Source organism: Centipeda noxia ATCC 43541, from assembly GCF_000160555.1.
Classification (GTDB): domain Bacteria; phylum Bacillota; class Negativicutes; order Selenomonadales; family Selenomonadaceae; genus Centipeda; species Centipeda noxia.
Genome location: NZ_GG749283.1, coordinates 74,878 through 95,914, shown reverse-complemented (window position 1 = coordinate 95,914; position 21,037 = coordinate 74,878). Strand labels below are relative to the sequence as shown.

At 54.3% G+C, this 21,037-nt stretch carries 21 protein-coding genes and 1 tRNA gene; 20 read left to right on the top strand and 2 right to left on the bottom strand.

Annotated features, from left to right (window positions below; translation table 11 throughout):
- Positions 1 to 10: 10 nt before the first annotated feature.
- From pknB to HMPREF7545_RS09745, 6 genes are read left to right on the top strand one after another with little or no spacing between them, the layout of a single operon-like run.
- Positions 11 to 1,774, top strand: a complete 1,764-nt coding sequence (pknB, locus tag HMPREF7545_RS09770) for a Stk1 family PASTA domain-containing Ser/Thr kinase (RefSeq protein WP_040571399.1) — start codon at positions 11 to 13, stop codon at positions 1,772 to 1,774.
- An 11-nt stretch (positions 1,775 to 1,785) separates the two neighbouring features.
- Positions 1,786 to 2,658: a ribosome small subunit-dependent GTPase A gene (gene rsgA, locus HMPREF7545_RS09765; RefSeq protein WP_006695581.1), complete on the top strand. Its 873-nt coding sequence runs from the start codon at positions 1,786 to 1,788 to the stop codon at positions 2,656 to 2,658.
- Positions 2,659 to 2,667: 9 nt separating this feature from the next.
- On the top strand, positions 2,668 to 3,381 hold the full coding sequence (rpe, locus tag HMPREF7545_RS09760) for a ribulose-phosphate 3-epimerase (protein WP_006695580.1): 714 nt from the start codon (positions 2,668 to 2,670) through the stop codon (positions 3,379 to 3,381).
- A gap of 11 nt (positions 3,382 to 3,392) precedes the next feature.
- On the top strand, positions 3,393 to 4,076 hold the full coding sequence (queC, locus tag HMPREF7545_RS09755; RefSeq protein ID WP_040571398.1) for a 7-cyano-7-deazaguanine synthase QueC: 684 nt from the start codon (positions 3,393 to 3,395) through the stop codon (positions 4,074 to 4,076).
- The gene (gene folE2, locus HMPREF7545_RS09750; protein ID WP_006695578.1) at positions 4,076 to 4,867 is read left to right on the top strand and encodes a GTP cyclohydrolase FolE2; all 792 of its coding nucleotides are present in this window, start codon (positions 4,076 to 4,078) and stop codon (positions 4,865 to 4,867) included. The genes queC and folE2 overlap by 1 nt, the downstream gene beginning before the upstream one ends.
- A gap of 21 nt (positions 4,868 to 4,888) precedes the next feature.
- Complete coding sequence (locus HMPREF7545_RS09745; RefSeq protein WP_006695577.1) at positions 4,889 to 5,869, top strand: lysylphosphatidylglycerol synthase transmembrane domain-containing protein; 981 nt, start codon at positions 4,889 to 4,891, stop codon at positions 5,867 to 5,869.
- Positions 5,870 to 5,892: 23 nt separating this feature from the next.
- Here the strand turns inward: HMPREF7545_RS09745 and HMPREF7545_RS09740 are convergent, their stop codons facing one another.
- Positions 5,893 to 6,666, bottom strand: coding sequence for a DpnI domain-containing protein (locus HMPREF7545_RS09740; protein WP_006695576.1), 774 nt, complete (start codon positions 6,664 to 6,666; stop codon positions 5,893 to 5,895).
- A 424-nt stretch (positions 6,667 to 7,090) separates the two neighbouring features.
- On the opposite strand from HMPREF7545_RS09740, the gene HMPREF7545_RS09735 reads away from it, so the two are divergent.
- From HMPREF7545_RS09735 to HMPREF7545_RS09705, 8 genes are all read left to right on the top strand, one after another.
- Complete coding sequence (locus tag HMPREF7545_RS09735; protein WP_006695575.1) at positions 7,091 to 7,543, top strand: CtsR family transcriptional regulator; 453 nt, start codon at positions 7,091 to 7,093, stop codon at positions 7,541 to 7,543.
- A 67-nt stretch (positions 7,544 to 7,610) separates the two neighbouring features.
- Positions 7,611 to 8,141, top strand: coding sequence for a UvrB/UvrC motif-containing protein (locus HMPREF7545_RS09730; protein ID WP_040571397.1), 531 nt, complete (start codon positions 7,611 to 7,613; stop codon positions 8,139 to 8,141).
- A complete protein-coding gene (locus HMPREF7545_RS09725) occupies positions 8,131 to 9,201 on the top strand; it encodes an ATP--guanido phosphotransferase (RefSeq protein WP_040571396.1) in 1,071 nt (356 codons plus the stop codon). The genes HMPREF7545_RS09730 and HMPREF7545_RS09725 overlap by 11 nt, the downstream gene beginning before the upstream one ends.
- A gap of 12 nt (positions 9,202 to 9,213) precedes the next feature.
- Positions 9,214 to 11,718, top strand: coding sequence for an ATP-dependent Clp protease ATP-binding subunit (locus tag HMPREF7545_RS09720; RefSeq protein WP_006695572.1), 2,505 nt, complete (start codon positions 9,214 to 9,216; stop codon positions 11,716 to 11,718).
- Positions 11,708 to 11,839: a hypothetical protein gene (locus HMPREF7545_RS10485; protein WP_006695571.1), complete on the top strand. Its 132-nt coding sequence runs from the start codon at positions 11,708 to 11,710 to the stop codon at positions 11,837 to 11,839. The genes HMPREF7545_RS09720 and HMPREF7545_RS10485 overlap by 11 nt, the downstream gene beginning before the upstream one ends.
- Before the next feature lie 52 nt (positions 11,840 to 11,891).
- The gene (gene radA / locus HMPREF7545_RS09715) at positions 11,892 to 13,268 is read left to right on the top strand and encodes a DNA repair protein RadA (RefSeq protein ID WP_006695570.1); all 1,377 of its coding nucleotides are present in this window, start codon (positions 11,892 to 11,894) and stop codon (positions 13,266 to 13,268) included.
- Positions 13,269 to 13,317: 49 nt separating this feature from the next.
- A complete protein-coding gene (locus HMPREF7545_RS09710) occupies positions 13,318 to 14,985 on the top strand; it encodes a flagellar hook-length control protein FliK (RefSeq protein ID WP_006695569.1) in 1,668 nt (555 codons plus the stop codon).
- A 22-nt stretch (positions 14,986 to 15,007) separates the two neighbouring features.
- A complete protein-coding gene (locus HMPREF7545_RS09705) occupies positions 15,008 to 15,532 on the top strand; it encodes a flagellar hook assembly protein FlgD (protein WP_006695568.1) in 525 nt (174 codons plus the stop codon).
- A gap of 53 nt (positions 15,533 to 15,585) precedes the next feature.
- On the opposite strand, the gene HMPREF7545_RS09700 is transcribed toward HMPREF7545_RS09705, so the two are convergent.
- The gene (locus tag HMPREF7545_RS09700) at positions 15,586 to 16,497 is read right to left on the bottom strand and encodes a LysR family transcriptional regulator (RefSeq protein WP_006695567.1); all 912 of its coding nucleotides are present in this window, start codon (positions 16,495 to 16,497) and stop codon (positions 15,586 to 15,588) included.
- A gap of 237 nt (positions 16,498 to 16,734) precedes the next feature.
- Here HMPREF7545_RS09700 and HMPREF7545_RS09695 point away from each other — a divergent pair.
- The 6 genes from HMPREF7545_RS09695 (at position 16,735) to HMPREF7545_RS09670 (ending at position 21,037) form a co-directional block, all read left to right on the top strand.
- Positions 16,735 to 16,825, top strand: a tRNA-Ser gene (locus HMPREF7545_RS09695).
- Between the two features lie 51 nt (positions 16,826 to 16,876).
- The gene (locus HMPREF7545_RS09690; RefSeq protein WP_006695565.1) at positions 16,877 to 18,211 is read left to right on the top strand and encodes an NCS2 family permease; all 1,335 of its coding nucleotides are present in this window, start codon (positions 16,877 to 16,879) and stop codon (positions 18,209 to 18,211) included.
- Between the two features lie 26 nt (positions 18,212 to 18,237).
- Positions 18,238 to 19,149 carry a ComEC/Rec2 family competence protein gene (locus HMPREF7545_RS09685; protein ID WP_006695564.1) on the top strand — a complete coding sequence of 304 codons (912 nt, stop codon included), beginning with the start codon at positions 18,238 to 18,240 and terminating at the stop codon, positions 19,147 to 19,149.
- Positions 19,146 to 19,346, top strand: a complete 201-nt coding sequence (locus HMPREF7545_RS09680) for a DUF3006 domain-containing protein (RefSeq protein ID WP_006695563.1) — start codon at positions 19,146 to 19,148, stop codon at positions 19,344 to 19,346. The genes HMPREF7545_RS09685 and HMPREF7545_RS09680 overlap by 4 nt, the downstream gene beginning before the upstream one ends.
- Before the next feature lie 48 nt (positions 19,347 to 19,394).
- A complete protein-coding gene (locus tag HMPREF7545_RS09675) occupies positions 19,395 to 20,438 on the top strand; it encodes an N-acetylmuramoyl-L-alanine amidase family protein (protein WP_006695562.1) in 1,044 nt (347 codons plus the stop codon).
- A 17-nt stretch (positions 20,439 to 20,455) separates the two neighbouring features.
- On the top strand, positions 20,456 to 21,037 hold the full coding sequence (locus HMPREF7545_RS09670; protein ID WP_040571395.1) for a GerMN domain-containing protein: 582 nt from the start codon (positions 20,456 to 20,458) through the stop codon (positions 21,035 to 21,037).

Sequence of the window (21,037 nt, the reverse complement as noted above, 5' to 3'; positions counted from 1 at the left end):
AGGAACGATCATGGTTGAGCGTGTCTTGGATGGACGCTACGCGCTGGAAGCGCTGGTGGGCAGCGGGGGCATGGCAGATGTCTATCGAGCAAAGGACCAACTTTTGGAGCGCACCGTCGCCGTTAAGATTCTCCATCAGCAGTATGAGAACGATACGGAATTTATCACGCGTTTTCAGCGGGAGGCGAAAGCGGCGGCGCGCATTACGCATCCGAACATCGTCAATGTCTACGATGTCGGCGTCGCTGAGGGACGCCATTATATCGTTATGGAATATGTTCCGGGACGCACGCTGAAAGAGCGCATCAAGGAGGAGGGGCCGGTCCCCGTCCCGCAGGCGCTCCAGATTGCCCGCCAGATCGCGGGCGCCCTCGCCCAAGCGCATGCGAATAACCTTGTGCACTGCGATATCAAGCCGCACAACATCCTCGTTATGCCGGACGGAAACGTGAAGGTGGCGGATTTCGGCATTGCGCGCGCGGTTACCGAGTCTACAATGACTTACAATGATAATATCATGGGGTCGGTGCACTATTTTTCTCCGGAGCAGGCACGCGGTACGATGATTACGCCGAAATCGGACGTTTATTCGCTGGGCGTTCTTCTCTATGAGATCCTCTCAGGGCGGATTCCGTTTGACGGCAACACGGCAGTGAGCATCGCACGCAAACATCTTGAAGAGGATCCTCAGCCGCTGCATATGATTGCCCCCGGCATACCTCCTGTCGTAGAGGCCCTCGTAACGCGGATGATGGCGAAGGATCCAGCACAGCGCCCGGACAGCAGCATGCTCGTTCAGGATATCGTTCGGGCAGAGCAGATGATGCGCAGCGATACGGAGGCTCTGCCGGCGTTTGATCCCGATGCGACACGCGTCTTGACGCCGGTGGAGGCACAGGAGATCGGCGCACTCGCTGAGGCGGAGGAGGATGCAGTTCCGCAGGAAGGAGAGGAGCGCCCCTTCTTTCGCACGAAGAAATTTAAGTTCGGGCTGCTGCTCATTCTTCTGTTGGGATTTTTTACGGGATTCTTCTTGAGTTTCGGCAAATTCTGGAGTTCCGTTGAGATCACGGTTCCCGATGTGACGGGCAAGCAGATGACTCTCGCGCGCCAGATCCTCGAAGATCAGCATCTGCGCGTCACGGTTGCAGAGACGTATGACGCATCGGTGCCGGTGGGGGTCGTCGTATCTCAGACGCCGGAGGCAGGCACGATGGTCAAAGAAGAACGGGCAATCACGATCTATGTCAGCAAGGGCGGAGAAGAACTCGAGATGCCCAATCTGCGCGGACTCAACCAATCGGATGCGATCGACAAGCTGCAGCAGATGGGGCTCCGGCTCGGTTCTGCCTATGAGACATTCTCCGATGAGGACAGCGGGACGGTTATCTCCCAGGATCCGCGCAGCGGGACGCGCATCAGCAAGGGGCAGACTGTGGATATTACCGTCAGCAAGGGACAGAAGATCAAAAAAGTCTCTGTTCCCGATGTGAAGGGCGTGCCTGTTGATCGCGCACGGACGATAATCGAAGGCAGCAGCCTGAGTGTCGGCGGGACATCGGAGCAGGAAAGCACACAGGCAGCCGGAACAGTCGTCAGTCAGTCGCCTGCGGCCGGAACTGAGGTGGATGCAGGAAGCTCTGTGCGTCTCGTCGTTTCGAGCGGGAAAAAATCCTCCGGAAATACAAAGGGGAAGGATACGAAGAACGGAGATACGAAGAAGGGTGAAAAAGATCCGTCCGGACGCCGTATCCAAACCGAAAAAACGGAATAGGGAGATCGTATGTGAAACAGCACGGGCGTATCCTAAAGGTCTATAACAGCGTTCTCCATGTCGCGGCGGAGGATGCAGTCATCCTCTGCAAGCTGCGCGGCAGGATCAAAAAAGGACGCAGCGATACGGAGATTCTTCCGGGAGACATCGTTGTACTGGATCGTATATCTCCCAAAGAGGGCGTAATCGAGCATGTCGAACAGCGCTCGAATCTGTTGCAGCGGCCGCGTGTGGCGAATCTGACCCAAATCGTCATCACAGTCGCCGCCGCATCGCCCGATCCGCATCCGCTCGTCGTAAGCCGTTTCCTCGTGCTTGCTGAGTGCTCCGGTGCTGCAAAGATTGTGCTTTGCATCAACAAGATGGACCTCTATCGGGGGGACTCGGAGCATTTCCTTGCGGAATATGAGGCGGCGGGATATCCGGTCCTGCGTGTTTCGGCGGAATGCGGCACGGGACTGGATGAGCTGCGCCGGCGTCTTGCGGGGGAGATTACCGTATTTGCGGGGCCGTCGGGAGCGGGGAAATCCTCCCTGCTCAATGCGCTTGATCCGTCGCTTGCGCTGGTGACCGGGGCCGTCAGCGAGAAGATCGGCCGCGGGCGCCATACAACCCGGCGTGCCGAGCTCCTTCCGTTTATGAATGGATACGTTGTGGATACGCCGGGCTTTACCCAGCAGGAGCTCACGGAGATAAGCCAAGAGAAACTGACTGCATGCTTCTCCGAGTTTTCCAAGTACGGAGGATGCAGGTTTGCGCCGTGCAGCCACAGCCATGAGCCGGGCTGCGCCGTTAAGGCGGCGGCCGCGGCGGGAGAGCTTTCATGCGAGCGATACGATGCCTATATTGCGCTGCTTGATGAGATTCGGTCAAAAAAGAAATAGGAGAATCAAATGGCACATGAACATGAACACGAGTACGAAGAGGACTTGCATGAGGAGGAGCATATTCACATCGAACGTCCCACGATTATCGCGCCGTCCATCCTGTCGGCGGATTTTGCAAACCTTGGCGCGGATGTGCGCCGCGTAGAGGAAGCGGGTGCGGAATATATCCACATTGACGTGATGGACGGAACCTTTGTGCCGAATATTACGTTGGGCCCCTGTGTCGTGGAGAGTCTCCGCAAAGTTTCCAAGGCTGTCTTTGACGTACATCTCATGGTCGAGCATCCCGAGACGCACATTGAGCCGTTCGCGAAGGCAGGGGCGGATATCATCACATTCCATGTCGAGGCGACACGCCATGCACATCGCGTCATCCAGCAGATCAAGGCAGCTGGATGCAAGGCGGGCATTGCACTCAATCCGGGCACATCCATCTACACGCTCGAGGAACTGATCGATGACGCCGATATGGTTCTTCTCATGACCGTCAATCCCGGATTTGGCGGGCAGAAATTCATCGAGAATACCGTCGGAAAAATACATGCGCTCTACCATACGATTGCGGATAATGAGCTGGATATCGACATTGAGGTTGATGGCGGCATCAATGCCGAGACAGCGGAATCCGTGCGCTCGGCAGGGGCAAACGTACTGGTTGCCGGCTCCTATATCTACGGTTCCTCGGATATCGCAGCAGCCATTGCTTCGCTGCGCGGATGAGAGGGAATATTATGGGGGAAAAAGCGGTTGTCCTTCTCTCCGGCGGTCTCGACAGCTGTACCTGTATGGCAGTCGCCGATGCGGCAGGTCATGAACTCTATCCCGTCAGCTTTGACTATCATCAGCGTCATATTCGAGAGCTCTCGTGCGCAAAGAAGATCGCCGTGCATTATCACGCGGCAGAGCATCTCATCATCGAGACGAATATGAATGCTGTCGGCGGATCGGCGCTGACTGACGATACGATTGATGTGCCGGAAGGTGATGCGCAGCGGACAGACATTCCCGCGACCTATGTGCCTGCGCGCAACCTCATATTTTTGAGCTATGCGCTTGGCTATGCGGAACGTGTAGGCGCAACGCATCTCTATATCGGCGTGAATTCTGTTGACTATTCGGGATATCCCGACTGCCGCCCTGCATTCATTGCAGCGTTTCAAGCGGCGGCAGATGCCGCGACGGCGGCCGCTGAGCGTGGACGGCGTATTATCGTTGAGACGCCCCTGCAGAGCCTCTCTAAAGGGGAAATCATTCGCCTCGGGACGAAGCTCGGAGCGCCCTATGAGCTGACGACAAGCTGCTATCGCGGTGAAGAGGAGGCGTGCGGCGTCTGCGACAGCTGTGTTCTGCGTCTGCGCGGCTTTGCTGCGGCGGGACGGCGCGATCCGATCCCGTACGCGGCAGGAGGCCAGTGATGCTGGACGTACAGAACCGTGAGGACAGCCGCGGCATTGCCATTCAGCGCGTCGGTGTCAAGGAGCTGCGCCTGCCCTTTCTCATCAAGAAACAGACAGGCGGCTATCAGCAGGTGCTCGCGCGCATCTCATTTACCGTGTCTCTCCCGATGGAGTTCAAAGGCACGCATATGAGCCGCTTCCTCGAAATCCTCCTGCCGTGGAGCGAAAAACCACTGGCAGAGGAGGAGATGGAGGCGATGCTGACAGAGGCACTCGATCGCCTTCATGCCGAGGCTGCAGAGGTCACACTCGCATTCACCTACTTTCTCGAGAAGAAGGCGCCGGTCAGCGGGCGTGTCTCTCTGCTGGATGTGGATGCATCCTTCACCGGGCGCAAGCAGCGCGGCGCATCGATGCTGTTCGAACTCGGGCTCGCCATGCCGTTTACCTCACTCTGCCCATGCAGCAAGGAGATATCTGCGTATGGGGCGCATAACCAACGTTCCATAGCACGCGTGCGGCTCCGATATCGTGAAGGCGTGCCGTGCATCTACATTGAGGAACTGGCGGTGCTTCTTGAGCAGCAGGGATCCGCGCCCATCTATCCGCTGCTCAAGCGTGCGGATGAGAAATATGTCACGGAAGAAGCATACGAGAATCCGAAGTTCGTCGAGGATATCCTGCGCGATACCGTCCTTGCCCTGCGGCGGCTGCCGGGGCTCGCATATTTCTCGTTGGAGTGCGAGAACGAGGAATCCATCCACAGGCACAACGCCTTTGCGGCGCATGAAGAATATCTGTCCGAATAGAAGAAAGGGGAGAGCGTAAGCATGAGCAAATTCACGCGACGCTTTCTCCTTCTCTTTGTGCTTGTTGTCGGCATCTCCGCCGCAGTCATCTATACGACGGTAGACATCAACACCTTTCATAATCTGACGCGCTTTCATCCGTGGTCGCTCCTTCTGGCGCTGCTTGCCGTCGGGCTCGGCATGTTCTTTGACGGCAGTCGTCTGATGCATCTTGTTAAGATTTCAAATGAAAAAATCACCTTGTACCAGGCGGTTCAGGTGATCTTCGGCAATTATTTTCTCGCTCTACTCACGCCGGGGGCGACCGGCGGAGCAGTTGCTCAAGTCATGTTCCTGCGCCATGCGGGCGTGCCCACGGGGAAGGCCGCCGTACTTGTCATCGTGCGCACGCTGCTCTCGATCTTTTTTCTCGCGCTCTGCATGCCGTTCATCTTCCTCCATGACGAGGGGATTGTTCCGGGCGTATCAAATGATCTCCTGATGGCAGTTACGCTTGCAGCGTTTGTCGGCATCATCTTCATCGTTATCGGAGCACGCCGCGGCTATCTTGACTACGTTGTCATATCGATTGCGCGTCGTCTGCGCGACAAGCGAAGGCATCAGCTTTTCGCGCTCTACCGCGATACAAAGAGCGCGATCTCTCTTCTCCTTGATGCACCGCGGCAAATGCTTGTCGTCTTTGCGGAGTCGGGCCTGAATCTCCTCTGCATCTATGCCGTTGTACCGTGTCTCCTGCTCGGACTTGGCGTTACCGATGCCGATTGGTACACTGTCATGGGCCGCATGATCTTCCTCAATATGCTGCTCTATTTCAGTCCGACGCCGGGCGGCTCCGGCATTGCCGAGGGAGGATTCGTTCTGCTCTTTGCCGCTGCTGTTCCTGCGGGTACCGTTGGGATTGTTGCTGTCTGCTGGCGCCTTATTGCCGAATATCTCCCGTTCCTCATAGGATTCTACTACACTGTTACCGTCTTCGGACGCGAATTTTTGCGACGATATTGATTGGGATTTATAATGGTTGTTATTTAGATACTCGGAAGCAGTTTATAATGTCCTGTACCTAAAAATTCTATATACCCATGATCTCTTAAGATTTGAATTTGCTGTCGGATTTTATCGCGAACGTGCTTGTTGTTTGGATGTCGATCTTGCAGATATGACTCAAAATTATATATATCACTTAATGTGAAATGGCGCAATCCGATTTTCTCAATACAGAACATGATATCAATTGTCCAAGCGCGCTTGTTCATATTCATTGTCTTTAATAAATTTACATTTTCTACTTGTGCACGCACTATACTATGAGATATTTCATTGCCTTCCTTAACAAGAAATATTCGTCCGCTCATTGGAATTGATGAAAGCAAAATATTACATCCTATCCATCCAGCGCGTTGAGCAGAAGAGTGTAAAGGAGGTCTTTTTTCAATTATAGTTGGGACAAAAAAATGTTTTGGTATGACAAAAAAGTTACGGATTTTGAAATCAGAAGTATACTCTATTCCTAAAAAATCAGGTTTGGTTTTCGCATTAATGCGCGCAATCATCGTATGGTATGATCCCGCAGTAATTTTATTGCCAAACGCTCCTTTCTTTCCCTTCAACTCATATTCTTGCTTACAGTATTCACAATAAAAATCAGCAACTGGTTTATTGTTTTCGTATTTTGTAAGGTGCTCACTCTTGCAATGAATGCAATATATATTTTCCGCAGTCCATTTTTCTGTAAGGATGCGAGCTTTTTGAGAGTTGCTTATATAACTTTTTGCGTCTCTCGGATCCATAAAAAGATTCATGATGTCTCCTGAATTAGGTTTATCTATCTGTTTTTCATAACGAGAACCGTGCGGATACTTAATTGTGCAACAGAATGAATAGTGGAACTTGCCAGCCATCGTGTTAATAAGATGGTTCGTTGCGAGGGGAGGGTCTGTTGCTGAGGGAATGAGGGCTGTGAGTGCAGATAGAACGATTTCCTTTAGCACGATATTCTTTGTATGTATTCACTAATCCCTGTCATTATACATGGACGATTTCCGTTTGCATAGGTATAGCTTAGAAAAAGGCGCTTAGAAGCGTCTTTTTCTTTTGCCCCAAATTATCTGCCGGTATCTGTGAATCACTGTGTACTCTGGCAATATAATTGGGAATTGACAAAAGTCGAAAGGTCAAATATAATAGAGAAAAGCACAATTAAGGAATACAAGAGAAGGTGATACAATGAGCAATATTGCCGATATGATAGAATCCTATATTCTCCGCCAGCTTGCTTCGCGGCAGGACGGACAGGTGGAGCTACGGCGTACGGATATTGCAGATGAGATCTCGTGTGCGCCCTCGCAGATCAGCTATGTGCTCTCCACGCGTTTTACGCAGGATAAAGGTTTTGTTGTGGAGTCGCGGCGCGGATTGGGCGGATTCATCCGCATTGTTCAGGTTCCGCTGCGGGATATTGTCTATCAGGATATGCTGTCGAAGATCGATGAAAATACCGATATGGGGACGGTGCAGTCCATGGTGCGCTATCTGGTGCAGCATGGGATGGTCGAGACACGTGAGGCGGCTCTTTTGATGCAGATGGTGACAGGGCTTTTTCACTCCGAGACACTGGCGGCCGAGGAGCGTGTGGAGATGCTGAGAACGATGATTTTGACACTGGAGAATTTTAGATAGTTGTTCGATATAAAAATAAAGTCGGCTGTGCCGAAATATTTTGGGGTCGATGGAAAGGGATGCCGTCATGATCTGTGAAGAATGCGGACGCAACGAAGCGATTGTACACATTGTGCAGATCGGTCCGGGCGGACGAAGTGAAAAGAATATATGCATGAGCTGCGCTGCGCATTATGGAGCGTCGATTCTCCGCGCACAGCAGCAGAATGTCTCAGCGGATGATTTCCTGAAGGGGATCTTTGGCAGCAATCAGCAGGAAGGGGCAGAGGAGGAAGATACCCCGCATATTACCTGCCCAAACTGCGGTATGCGTTTCCAGGACTTTCCGAAGACGGGACAGATCGGCTGTTCTGTTTGCTATGAGACGTTTCATCACGAGCTGATGCCGCTCTTGCGGCGCATCCATGGCGCGAGCATCCATCGCGGGAAGATTCCCCGCCGTTCGGGCAGCTCCATCATGCTGCGGCAGGAGGCAGATCAGCTTCGCGCACGCCTGAAGGAGGCTGTTGCGCGCGAGGAGTATGAGAAGGCGGCAGAATACCGTGACCGTATTCGCTCGTTGGAGCATCAGTTGGAGGAGAATGATCATGGCACTTGATGATCTCCTGCGCGCTGAGCGGCTCTCATGGTTCGGCACGGAAGCACAGGACGGAGATGTTGTACTCTTCAGTCGTGTGCGCCTTGCACGCAATTTGATCAATCTCCCGTTTCCAGGGCGTGCCGATCTTGGACAGCTGGCAGAGATTCAGCAGGTTGTAGATGCGGCATTTGCAGATATTGGAACCGAGATGGGGCAGTCTTTTGACCGCATATCAATCGATCAGCTGACGAGTCTCCAGCGCGAGGTGCTGATCGAGAAGCGCCTGATTAGTGAAAAATTTGCCGAGGCGCAGCCGCACCGCACGGCATATATCAGTGCAGATGGGTGCATCAGCATCCTCGTCAATGAGGATGACCACCTGCATATCCAAGCGATGCGGCCGGGGCTTTCACTGACGCAGGCTTTTGATATTGCATCACGCATTGATGACTACATTGAGGCGCGTCTTGATCTCGCCTTTGACGAGACGATGGGCTATCTGACGGCATATCCGACGAATCTTGGAACGGGGCTGCGTGCTTCGGTCATCCTTCATCTGCCGGGGCTTGTCTATACGCGCAACATCGATAATATTGTCAACATATCGCCGCAGCTCGGCCTTGCTGTTCACTCGCTTGAGGGAGTCGGCGAGGGAGCGCATCTCTACAAAATATCCAATCAGCTTACGCTCGGCTATTCCGAGGCGGAAATGCTTGAGAACCTCCGCACGGCAGTGGGGGAGGTCGCTGCACATGAGCGGCGCGCGCGCAAAGCGCTTTCCTACTTTGGAAGAGACGGCGTCGAGGACGGCGTATGGCGTGCCTTTGGCATTCTGTCCTACGCGCGGTCGCTGACGGAGCAGGAAGTCTTTGATCTCCTGTCACGTGTGCGCTACGGAATGGATCGAGGGATTATCACAGAGGTATCGCCGGCGTGTTATGCTGAGATTGTCGTTGCAGCACGCGACGGCTATCTCAAGTATGCAGCGGAAAACGAAAATCTGTCGACAGAGGAAGTCAATAATATTCGCGCGGCACGTGTGCGCGCGATCCTACATAAGTATCAAACGCAGGGATAAGGAGGGGACAGATTGAACTACCGTCAATTTTTTACACAGGCGGCGATTAAAGCCGTAGAGTTTTCACAGTACATTGCGCAGCGGCGTGGAAAAGGGTATATAGGAACGGGCCAGCTTCTGCTCGGCATTCTGCATATGCGCGATACCATTGCAGCGGAGACCTTGGATAAATTCGGCGTGGATTATGACAGCGCCGAGCAGGTGATTCGGAGCTCGGACGGGTTTCAGGATGTCCTTCGTCCGGATGAGACCCCCTACTATACGCGGCGCGCTCAGCGTGTTATGCAGGGAGCGATCGACGCTGCGCGCGAGGAGCGTTCCTTTGTGACAACGGAGCATATTTTGCTTAGTCTCCTCACCGAGGCAGAGGGGACGGCGGTCCGTACGATCGAAGAACTCGATGTCGACGTTGAAGAGGTGCAGAGCGAAGTACTCGAGCGCATGAGCGAGGCGGAGGAAGAGCCCAAGGAAAAGACAGCCCGAAAAAAGAAGGGAAAGGGTGAACGCAGCGGCCTTCCCGCCTCAATCAAAAAATTCGGGCGCGATCTGATCGAGGCCGCGCGTACAGGGGGGCTTGATCCTGTCATTGACCGCGATGCAGAGATTGACCGCGTTATTCAGATCCTCGCGCGCCGTACGAAGAACAATCCAATTCTCCTCGGCGAGGCGGGCGTCGGAAAGACCGCTGTCGCCGAAGGGCTTGCGCAGCGTATTGCAGCCGGCGAGGTGCCTTTCCTGCTTGAGGATAAACGCGTCGTCACGCTGTCGATGACGGCGCTTGTCGCAGGCACGAAATACCGCGGTGAGTTCGAAGAACGCCTTAAAAATGTTGTGGATGATGTGATCAAAGCGAAAAACATCATTCTCTTCATTGACGAGATTCATACGCTTATCCGTGCGGGTGGTGCAGAGGGCTCGCTTGATGCGGCAAATATTTTAAAGCCCGCCCTTGCGCGCGGAGAGATGCAGATCATCGGTGCGACAACGCTCAGTGAATATAAGAAGCACTTTGCTAAAGACAGTGCGCTCGCACGACGCTTCCAGACCGTTATGGTGGAGGAACCGAGCGAGAAAAGTGCGGAGCAGATCCTCTTTGGTCTGCGTGAAAAATATGAGGAATTTCATCATGCACATATTGAGGATACCGCCGTTGCAGCGGCCGTACGTCTTTCAAAGCGCTATATCACAGATCGTTTCCTGCCCGATAAGGCGATCGACCTCATGGATGAGGCGGCCTCGCGCGTACGCATGAAGAATATTGGCGGAACCGATCGCCTCACTGAACTGCGCACGGAGATAGCGGAAACCGTAAAAGAAAAAGATGCCGCAATCAGCGGACAGGACTATGAGGAGGCGGCACGCCTGCGCGATCGTGAGCAGGAGCTGCGCGCACGGCTGGAGGAGTCGCGTCGCGGCGAAGACCAACGGGCTGAGATTCTTGTTACGGAGGATGATATTGCGGATGTCGTGGCGCAGTGGACGGGCATTCCCGTACAGCGCATCGCGGCAAAGGAATCTGATCGTCTCCTGGCGCTTGAAAAACATATCGGACGCCGCGTCATCGGACAGGATGAGGCCGTGCGTGCCGTCTCTAAGGCGGTGCGGCGTGCGCGTGCCGGTGTGAAAGATCCGCGCCGCCCCATCGGCTCCTTCCTTTTTCTCGGCGCTACCGGGGTGGGTAAGACGGAGCTTGCACGGGCACTCGCAGAGAGCGTGTTCGGTTCGGAGGAAGCGATCATACGCTTTGATATGTCCGAATATATGGAGAAGCATACGACGGCACGGCTCGTCGGCGCTCCTCCGGGCTATGTCGGATATGAGGAAGGCGGTCAGCTCACCGATGCCGTCCGCAAGAAACCGTTCTCAATCATACTCTTTGACGAGGTGGAGAAAGCACATCCGGATGTATTCCATATGCTTCTGCAGGTGCTCGAAGACGGCCGCTTGACGGATGGTCAGGGAACCGTTACGGATTTCCGCAATACGATTATCATCATGACCTCGAATGCAGGTGCAAATCATCTGCGTTCCACGACTGGCTCGATCGGCTTTTCGATCGGGCAGCAGGCGATGGGGACGGATGAGGAGCGTGCGAAGAAGCGGGTTATGGAGGAGGTAAAGAAACTCTTCCGACCGGAGTTCCTCAATCGCGTAGACGATATGATCGTATTCAATGCGCTCGGTGAGCCGGAGCTCACAAAGATCGTGGACATCCTCCTGCGCGACGTAAAGAAACGCCTCGCGGAGCAGGAGATCAACATCGAGGTCAGTCCTTCGGCGAAGCGCGTACTCATCTCAAAGGGAACAGACGTTAAGCTTGGCGCGCGTCCGCTCCGTCGTGCCATTCAGAAAAACATCGAAGATGCGCTCGCAGAGCGGATCCTCGCGCGGGACTTCGCGGCCGGAGATGTCATCTCCGTGCGCAAGGCCGGGGACGGACTCGACTTTGTCAAGAAGGACACGCGCCGCAATAAGCGTGTCAAGAGTGATAAGCAGGCGTCCTATCATGAGGTATGAGCAGCATGGGTGCAATGTTCTTGCACCGGCAAAGCGTCGTGCGCGCATGGAGAATTTTTTCCTCAATCTGGGATGGTCGCTCTGCTGGCTTGTGCGCTCGGGTGTGCGCCTGCTGAAATAGCGAAATATGAAGGGACTGTAATAGGCAGTCCCTTTTCGTTGTGGGAGTTTTTATGGCAAAGAAGAAAAAGACGGCGTATGTCTGCCAAAACTGCGGTTACGATACCCCGAAGTGGATGGGAAAATGTCCCGGCTGCGGCGCGTGGAATTCTATGACAGAGGAATTTGTCTCGTTCGACGCAGAAAAGCTCAGGGGCGTTGGTTCTCTGCAGACGGAACCGCCGCAGTCCATTGGAAGCATTACGGCAGAGGATCTGCCGCGTTTTTCGACAGGATCCGGCGAGTTGGACCGCGTGCTTGGCGGCGGTGTGATCCCAGGGTCAATGGTCCTCATTGTGGGCGATCCGGGCGTCGGCAAGTCCAGTTTGACATTGCGTGTCTCGGCGGATATCGCGCGTGCAGGCCGCCGCGTTCTCTATGTGACAGGGGAGGAAAGTGCCCGCCAGATCCGCATGCGTGCGGATCGGCTGCAGGCAATCGCAGATGATTTACTCGTCGTCAGCGAGACGAATCTCGACGCGATCTGTGCCCACGTCGAACATGAGCAGCCGGAACTCTTCATCATCGACTCTATCCAGACGATGTATCGCCCTGACATCGAGAGCGCGCCCGGCAGCGTCTCACAGGTACGGGAATGCGCTATGGAACTGATGCGTGTGGCAAAGACAGCGGGGATTGCCGTTTTTGTCATTGGCCACGTGACGAAGGACGGAAGTCTCGCGGGACCGCGCGTTCTCGAGCATATCGTGGACACCGTACTCTATTTCGAGGGCGAGCGCAATGCTGAGTACCGCGTGCTGCGCGCTGTCAAGAACCGTTTTGGCAGTACGAATGAGCTCGGGCTCTTTGAGATGCGTGACATTGGTCTCGTCGATGTGCCGGATGCATCGAAGCTCTTTCTCTCGGAGCGGGCGATGGAGAGCGGCTCAATCATTGTACCGACCGTAGAGGGGACTCGGCCGCTGCTCGTCGAGGTGCAGGCGCTTGTCGCGCCGACGCCGTATCAGCCGCCGCGCCGTACAGCAGATTCCGTCGACGTAAAGCGGATCCAGCTGCTCCTTGCTGTCTTGGAGAAGCGGGTTAAGCTGCCGATTGGCGCTGCCGACGTCTACGTAAAGGTTGCGGGCGGTATTCGCCTCGATGAGCCTGCGGCGGATCTTGCGCTCAGCGTTGCAATGGCATCGAGTTTTGCGGGACGGCTGCCGCGTCCGCATATGGTCGTGTGCGGCGAGGTCGGGCTCTCCGGGGAGGTGCGTGCCGTCTCGCAGGCAGAGCTGCGCATTTCCGAGGCAAGACGCCTCGGCTTTCACAGTGCTCTCCTGCCCATGAAAAACTATCGTCAGCTTCAGGGAAAGTTCAGCGATATGGAGCTCTTTGGCGCGGAAACTATTGGCGACGCGTTGAAATGCGCTATGCCAAAAAAAGTTTAAGAAAAAATGAATTCGTTTCGATAAACAAACTAGAAGAGGTGATGTGTAGATGAATGCTGGTAATCTCATGGCTGTATCGACAGCAGATGGGACCTCTGTTGGAGCCGGAGCGCCGAAGGTGCGCCCAGTATCCGCGGGGAATCATGCGCAGACAACCTCAGGGAAGAATTCGTTCAGCGATACATTTGGCGCGCTGCAAAAGGGACTGAATGCAGATGCGGCAAAGGCACAAACACGTGACGGCGCTGTGAAGTCAGTGAAAAACACAGATGTGCCGGAGGCGGATATCAATGCGTCTTCGCAGGACACGCAGAATCTGCCGGCAAAGACACCGAAAATTGTCGATGAAAAACCAATGCAGACAAAATCGCCGACATCCGAATCTGCAGATGCGGCGGTACTTCCGAATACTGCGACCGCAGCGTTTGCAGCGCTGCTGAATACGGATGCGGCACTTGCGGATACCAACGAACGACTAGACGCAGCGCTCGCCGATATCCTCGAACGCTATGAATTGACAGCAGAGCAGCTTGGCGATACGAAGCTGCAGACCGCGGTACAAAACCTTCTGCAGCAAATGCCGGAAGAGGGGCAAAAGAGCCGGAATTTCCTCTTGGCACTTTCGGGTGAGCCTCTTGTCACAGAGGGGGCGACAGGGGATGAGTCCCTTTTGCAGTCAGCCGAGTCTGGGGCGGTTCTGCGCCTTACCGCGCTTGATCCGGCATCGACTGCACAGCTTCGTGCAGTGCTGAATACCGATACGGCACCGGTCGTGGAAAATATACCTGCCGCGGATGTTAAAGTCCCTGCAGAGAGTGTGCTGCAGCAGGCAGGTGTCAGACAGCCGTTGAAAGTGTCTGCCGAAGCGCATGCAGTGATACCAGAAGCATTGGCGCAGGCAGAATCTATGCCCGCGCAGGGCAAGTCTGCGGCGGAGCTTGTCGGAGAGAATCTCATAACAGGTGAGACTGCGGATGGAACAAATCCGCTTGATGTACTCGCACAGCGCACCATGCGCCACGACAATATGCAGCGTGAAGCAGCAGACGAAGGTACCAAGCAGGAACAGCAGCCAATGCAGAACGGGGCACAGCAGACGCGTTCTGCTGCCGCACCCTTTGAGATTGCGGTGCGCACATGGGAGACAGCCCCGCAGGCCGCGCAGCCGATTGCCGCGCAGAGCGGAGCAGGACCTGCTCAGACACAGGAGATCATTTCCTCAGAGCCTGTGCAGGAACCGCAAACGAGACCGCAGCCGGACTATGAGATTCCGCGTCAGATTGTGGAACAGGCACGTCTCTTGCGTACGTTGACCGATACCCAGATGGTTATCCGCTTGAAGCCGGAACATCTCGGTGAACTCACGCTCCGCGTAGCAGTTGGGTCAGACGGTGCCGTACAGGCATCTTTCCACAGCGACAATGCGCATGTCCGCAATGTGATTGAGAATTCACTTGTCCAGCTTCGGCAGGAACTGAGCAATCAGGGGATCAAGGTGGATCGCGTAGGTGTCTATACCGGTCTCGCAGACGGACAGATGCCGCAGGGACAAGGGCAGGGAGCATGGCAGCAAAGCGGCGGCAGCCGTAGGGAAACGCAGACCTATGCACGCGGAGATGCGGATGATTACCTCGATGATATCGAGGGCCTTTCCCCTGTCGCGGCACAGGAAGCCGGCAGCGCTGCCGGTGCAGATGGCGTTGATTATCGCGTCTAGAGCGATTTGAGGAGGAGATATCGTGGCAAGTTCAAACCCACTGAATACGATCAACGTCGGCGGCGTTGTGCAGAAACTCTCTGAGTATGAGGCTGCACAGAACCAGGCGAATGCAGCAAACAAGAGAAATGATGCACTCGGGAAAGATGCATTTCTCCAGCTGCTCGTCACACAGATGAAATATCAGGACCCGCTGGATCCCCAGGACAACAGCGAGTATCTCTCGCAGCTGGCACAGTTCTCGGCACTTGAGCAGATGACCAACGTATCCAAGGGGCTTTCGGAAGTCTCGAAGATCGTAGACAATATCAATTCTTCCGTTCTCATTGGGCAGCTCAGCTCGATGATTGGTCAGCCTGTGCAGTGGATCACGGAGACCAAAGGCGAGGACGGACAATTGTCCAAGCAGAGCTTCGAGGGAAAAGTCATCGGCGTCAGCATTACGGATGGTACTCCGAGCATCATTGCGGACGTGGGCGGAAAGACGCATCAGGTCCAGATCTCAAAGGTCGTTCGTATTGGACGGCTCACCGCAGGGACTCCCTGAATAAATTAATAAAAAGAAAGCATCGTGAAGATTCTTCACGATGCTTTTTCATGTTACGCAGGTTGTTCGACGAAAGATTTTTCCGACACGTCATCGAATCGCCGAATCAGAAATTGCTGGAAATTGACGGCGGCGGGAGGCAGCTGCCTCTGCGTGTTCCAAGCGACACCGAGCGCACGCTTGCAAAGAGGGAATGAGATGGGGATATAGCGAAGTTCAGGATGTTCGAAACCGGTGGGCTTCGGCAAAATACTGATGCCAAGGCCAGCGGAGACGAGACCGGAGAGTGTCGAGATATCGCCGCCCTCAAATGTGATTTCAGGGTGAATGCCTGCAAGATCAAAAAATTGATCGACAAGAATACGCAGACTGTAATTGTTTTTCAGTGCGATAAACGATTCATACTCAAGCTCATGCAGATTGATGCTCACGCGATCTGCAAACGGATGCCCGAGGGGAACTGCGACAAAGAGTTCCTCAGACCAAAGATAAGCCCATGCGCTGTGCTCTGTCATCGGAAGAGCAGAACAGAGACAGAGATCGCTTTCTCCTGCGGCAAGCACCTGCGGCATCGCTGTCGAATCTTGTTGGTTCAGATGTATCTGGATGTCGGGGTAAATGGCTTGAAAGTCGCGCAGGATATGTGGAAGTATATAACTGCCAAGCGAGTGAATGAACGAGAGCTTAAATTCTGTAGATGAACCGACCTGAAGATTGGAAGCCTCCCTCTTTGCGCTTTCTACCTCCCGCAGGATCCGGTCAACACGACGCAAAAGGCGCGCTCCCTCCTGTGTCAGTTCGATTTCTCCGTCACTGCGTTTGAACAGTCGGACGTCGAGGTCTTTTTCCAGCTTTGACATAGAGCGGCTCAGTGCCGGCTGCGTGACGTCAAGCATACGCGCGGCGCGCGTAAAGTGACGTATGTTTGCCATCACCTGAAAATACTTTAGCTGTGCGAGTTCCATTGCTTCAGTCCTTTCTTTTCTCTATATATATCTTTTATTATTATATCTGTCAAAAGACCTCCACACAATAAAAATATGTTATTTTTTTTATATAATGCCTGCATATCTGTATGAAAGCATTCAAAGGTTCTGCTTCTCATGCAGGAATACGGCGAGGCTGCCCTGATTTTTGCCTTGACAAGTCCTATGGGTTCTGTTAATATATCACATGTCGCAGATGAAGCGAGAAGTGAATATGGAGTGGTACTCAAGAGGCTGAAGAGGACGGTTTGCTAAATCGTTAGAGTGGGTAACCGCTGCGAGAGTTCGAATCTCTCCCACTCCGCCATTTATATACCTGGCCTGCGTCGGGTTTTTTTAGTTTAAGGGAGATGTTTACATGGAGATGCAGGGGACACCGCCGTCCTTTATCGAACGATTCTTCAAAGTGCGGGAAAAGGGATCGACCCTGCGCACCGAGCTGCTCGCCGGGATGACGACCTTTATCGCAATGGCATACATCTTGTTCGTTAATCCGAACATTCTCGCGGATGCGGGGATTCCAAAAGAGGCTGCGATTGCATCAACGATCTGGATCGCAGCCCTGGCATCCATTGCGATGGGGACTTTTGCAAACTATCCGGTAGCACTCGCGCCCGGCATGGGGCTGAACGCATTCTTTGCGTACTATGTCTGCGGTGTCCTTGGTCTGCATTGGACGGTGGCGCTTGGTGCGGTGTTCTTCTCCGGTGTATTGTTCCTCATTTTGACCATCGGCGGTATTCGGCAGGCGATCATCAACGCCGTGCCGCGTGATCTGAAGCTGGCGATCAGTGTCGGCATCGGACTTTTTATCGCATTCATCGGCCTCAAGGGGACGGGGCTCATCGTTGAAAACGCTGCGACCTATGTCTCCCTCGGGCATGTAACGGCACCGACGACGCTGCTCTCTCTCTTTGGTCTGCTCTTTACGGCGGCGCTGATGGCGCGCAACATTCACGGCGCAATTCTCATCGGCATCTTTGCAACGACAATCCTTGGAATGGCGCTCGGCATGACACCTGCGCCACACGGCATCGGGGACATCATCAGCACTTCGATTCCGCATATGGGAGAAACGTTTGGGCAGTTGGACCTTGCGGGGGCATGGCATTACGGTCTCGTTTCGATCATCTTTACGTTCACGGTTGTTGAACTTTTCGACAATATGGGAACGCTGATCGGCGTGACGACGAAGGCGAAGATGGTAAAGCCCGACGGCCACATCGAAAACATTGACAAGGCGCTGACGACAGATGCCGTCGGCACGATGGTCTCGGCCGTGTTCGGAACGTCTACGGTCACCTCCTATGTCGAGAGTGCAGCGGGCATTGCTGCCGGAGGACGGACAGGCCTCACCGCCGTTGCAGCCGGGGTGCTTTTTCTCGCGGCGCTCCTCTTTGCCCCGCTCATCGGCCTCGTGCCCGCCTTTGCGACAGCGCCCGCGCTGATCCTCGTCGGTGCGCTGCTCATGTCCGAGGTGGGCAAGATCGACTTCTCGGACTTTACGAATGCGCTTCCGGCATTCCTGACGATCATCATGATGCCGCTCACATCGAGCATTGCGAATGGGTTTGCATTTGGCTTCATCAGCTATACGGTCATGAAACTCTTTGCCGGACAGTATAAAAAGGTCAGCTGGATCATGTATCTGGTTTCGATCGCATTCCTGATCAATCTCGCACTGCGTTCATAACGCTCGAAAAGGAGACTGTCGTGCGCATGAAACAGCGGATATCATCCGTTTTTGCGGCATTTATATTCTTTTGTGCGCCGTTTTTTTCCGGCTGCATGGGGGCAGATGCTCTCCATGCCGGCAATGAGCATGCGGCCGGCACGCTTACGGTCAAAGTGCTCAATGTCGGACAGGGGGACGCCATCCTCATACAATCGGGGGGACACAATGTTCTCATCGATACGGGAGATTTGGATGAGCGGGAAAAGCTGCGCGCTGAGCTCAGCAAGGCAGCAGTCAAAAAAATCGATGCCGTGATCTTAACCCATCCCCATGCAGATCACATCGGCGGAATGGCGATGCTGCTGGATGAGTATTCTGTCGGAAAGGTGTATGACAACGGAATGCCCTCGACATCACGGATCTATCTCGGCTACATGAAGCAGCTGAAGGAAAAACATATCGAGCGGAGGGGCCTTGCTGCGGGCGATCGGGTTGACCTTGGCGGCGGCGCCGTGTTTGAGGTGCTTGGCCCGTCAGCGGAACTCGTGCAGGCAGGAAGCGTCAAGGGATATAAGCATGACCCGAACAACGAGTCCGTTGTTGGACGCCTCGTGTTCGGCAGCTTTACCATGATGTTTACGGGAGATGCGGAGAAGAAGGAGGAGCAGGCGATTTTGGCTGCAGCGGGAGACCGTGTTCAGAGCAAAGTCCTGAAGGCAGGACACCACGGAAGCAAGACCTCATCTTCTGCGGATTTCCTGCGTGCCGTACAGCCTAAAGCGGCGCTCATCTCCTGCGGTGTGAACAACGACTATGGGCATCCGCACAAGGAGACGATGAAAAAATACCATGCGCTGAAGCTGGATATCTATACAACCGCTGAGAATGGAACCATTACCGTTACAAGCGATGGGAAGGATTGGCATATCTCGGCGGAACAGGGAGAGAAACAATGATTTCTGCTTATCTTGACCGCTTTGAAGGAGATCTTGCCGTTTTGCTGCTTGGCGATGCAATGATAAAAGTGAATTTTCCGCGGCGCTTTTTGACCGAAGATGTCTCTGAGGGAGACTATCTGACGATTTCGATTGTGCGCGACGCGGCGGCGACAGAGGCGGCCGAGGATGCGGCATTGGATATGCTGAAGGAATAATCGGAGGTGTTATCGGCATTGACGGTTCAGAACGGATCCCATCAGTGGATGAAAACGCTGCTCGCTGCGGCAGCAGTTTTTGTCTGTTTTTGCATTCTTTTTGTACATACAAGTGAGGCAAAGGGGAAACTCCATCGCCTGACGCATATTGAGAGCACTGCGACGGAAGTAGATGGACGTGCGGCGCTGCGCGTTGAGATTGCGGTCAAGGGGGCGGGACTCGTTTATTCGCTGTCGCCGCAGGCTCATGAGGACAATCAGCTCCTTATTGAACTTGAGGATGTGACCTTTGACAAGAATTTTCCAAGAGAGGTTGCTTTCGACGGCAAAACAGCGGAAAAACTCACGGTGATTCCGCGTGAGAATCGCCGTGCGGCCCTGCGCATTGATGCGGGGCAGTCGCTCGCCCGCGCAGATGCCTATCGCATCTATACCATTCCGGAAGATACACAGGCAAAGACGCCGGAACGCCTTGTCATTGAACTCTTTTCCGATGGCGGAAATGTCTTCGGCAGCGCCGCCGTACAGGGGCATGCCGTAGTTATTGATCCCGGGCATGGGGGCAGTGACACGGGGGCGATCGGATTCTCCGGCGTGTGTGAAAAGGATGTCGCGCTTGCCGTTGCTTTGCGCACGGAGAAACTCTTGCGTGCTGCGGGGGCGCAGGTCATTATGACGCGTACGGAGGATACGGACGTATCGTATGCAGGCGATTCGGCTGTGCATGAACTCCAAGCGCGCGTAGATGTCGGACGGAACCATCCGGAGGCGGAACTCTTCCTGTCCATTCACTGCAATTCGTTTACGAACCCCGATGCGCACGGCATGGAGACTTACTACTATCCCAAGACAGATGCGGACGAACGCTTTGCGACGCTCCTCAACGAGGAACTTGCCGCGGCAGGCGGCCTCTACAATCGCGGCGTCAAATATGCAAATTTCTATGTGATGCGCCATTCCCCAATGCCTGCTTCGCTCGTGGAGCTCGGCTTCCTGTCGAATCCCCAGGAAGAGGCGCTCCTTGGGGGAGCAGAGTATCAGGAGACAATGGCACAGGCGATTTTTCGCGCCATTGTGCGCTATTTTGAATGAAAGGGAGAGAATCAGAGATGTTCAAGCGATTGAAAAATATGACATATCCGCTCGGCATATTCATATGCGCTGCTGCTCTCGTTCTGGCCGCAGGCTGCTCGGATGAGCAGAAGACAGCGCAGCCGGAGCAGGCGGCGCAGACCGAACCGGCGCAGGATGCAAAGGAATCTACAGTCACGGAGCCCAAGGAACTCCAAGTGAATGTCTACTATCCGAAAAACGACGGCATGGGTCTCGTTGCTGTCAGCCGTACGATCCGCACCGAAAAAGATGATAAGTATACGGCAGCGATGAAATCTCTTCTCGCGGGGACAAAGGAAAAGGATCAGACGAATGTCATCCCCAAAAAGGCCAAGCTGCGCAGTGTTTCTGTAAAAGACGGGATCGCGACGGCAGATTTCTCAAAAGAACTGCAGCAGAATTTCAGCGGCGGCTCAACGGGTGAGGAGATGCTCGTCGGATCAATCGTCAATACGCTCACGGAATTTCCGGAGGTGCAAAAGGTGCGCATCCTGATTGACGGTGCGCCGGTGGAGACACTCTCAGGTCATATGGATCTCTCCGAGCCGCTTGCGCGCATGACGGAGCTTCTGAAATAA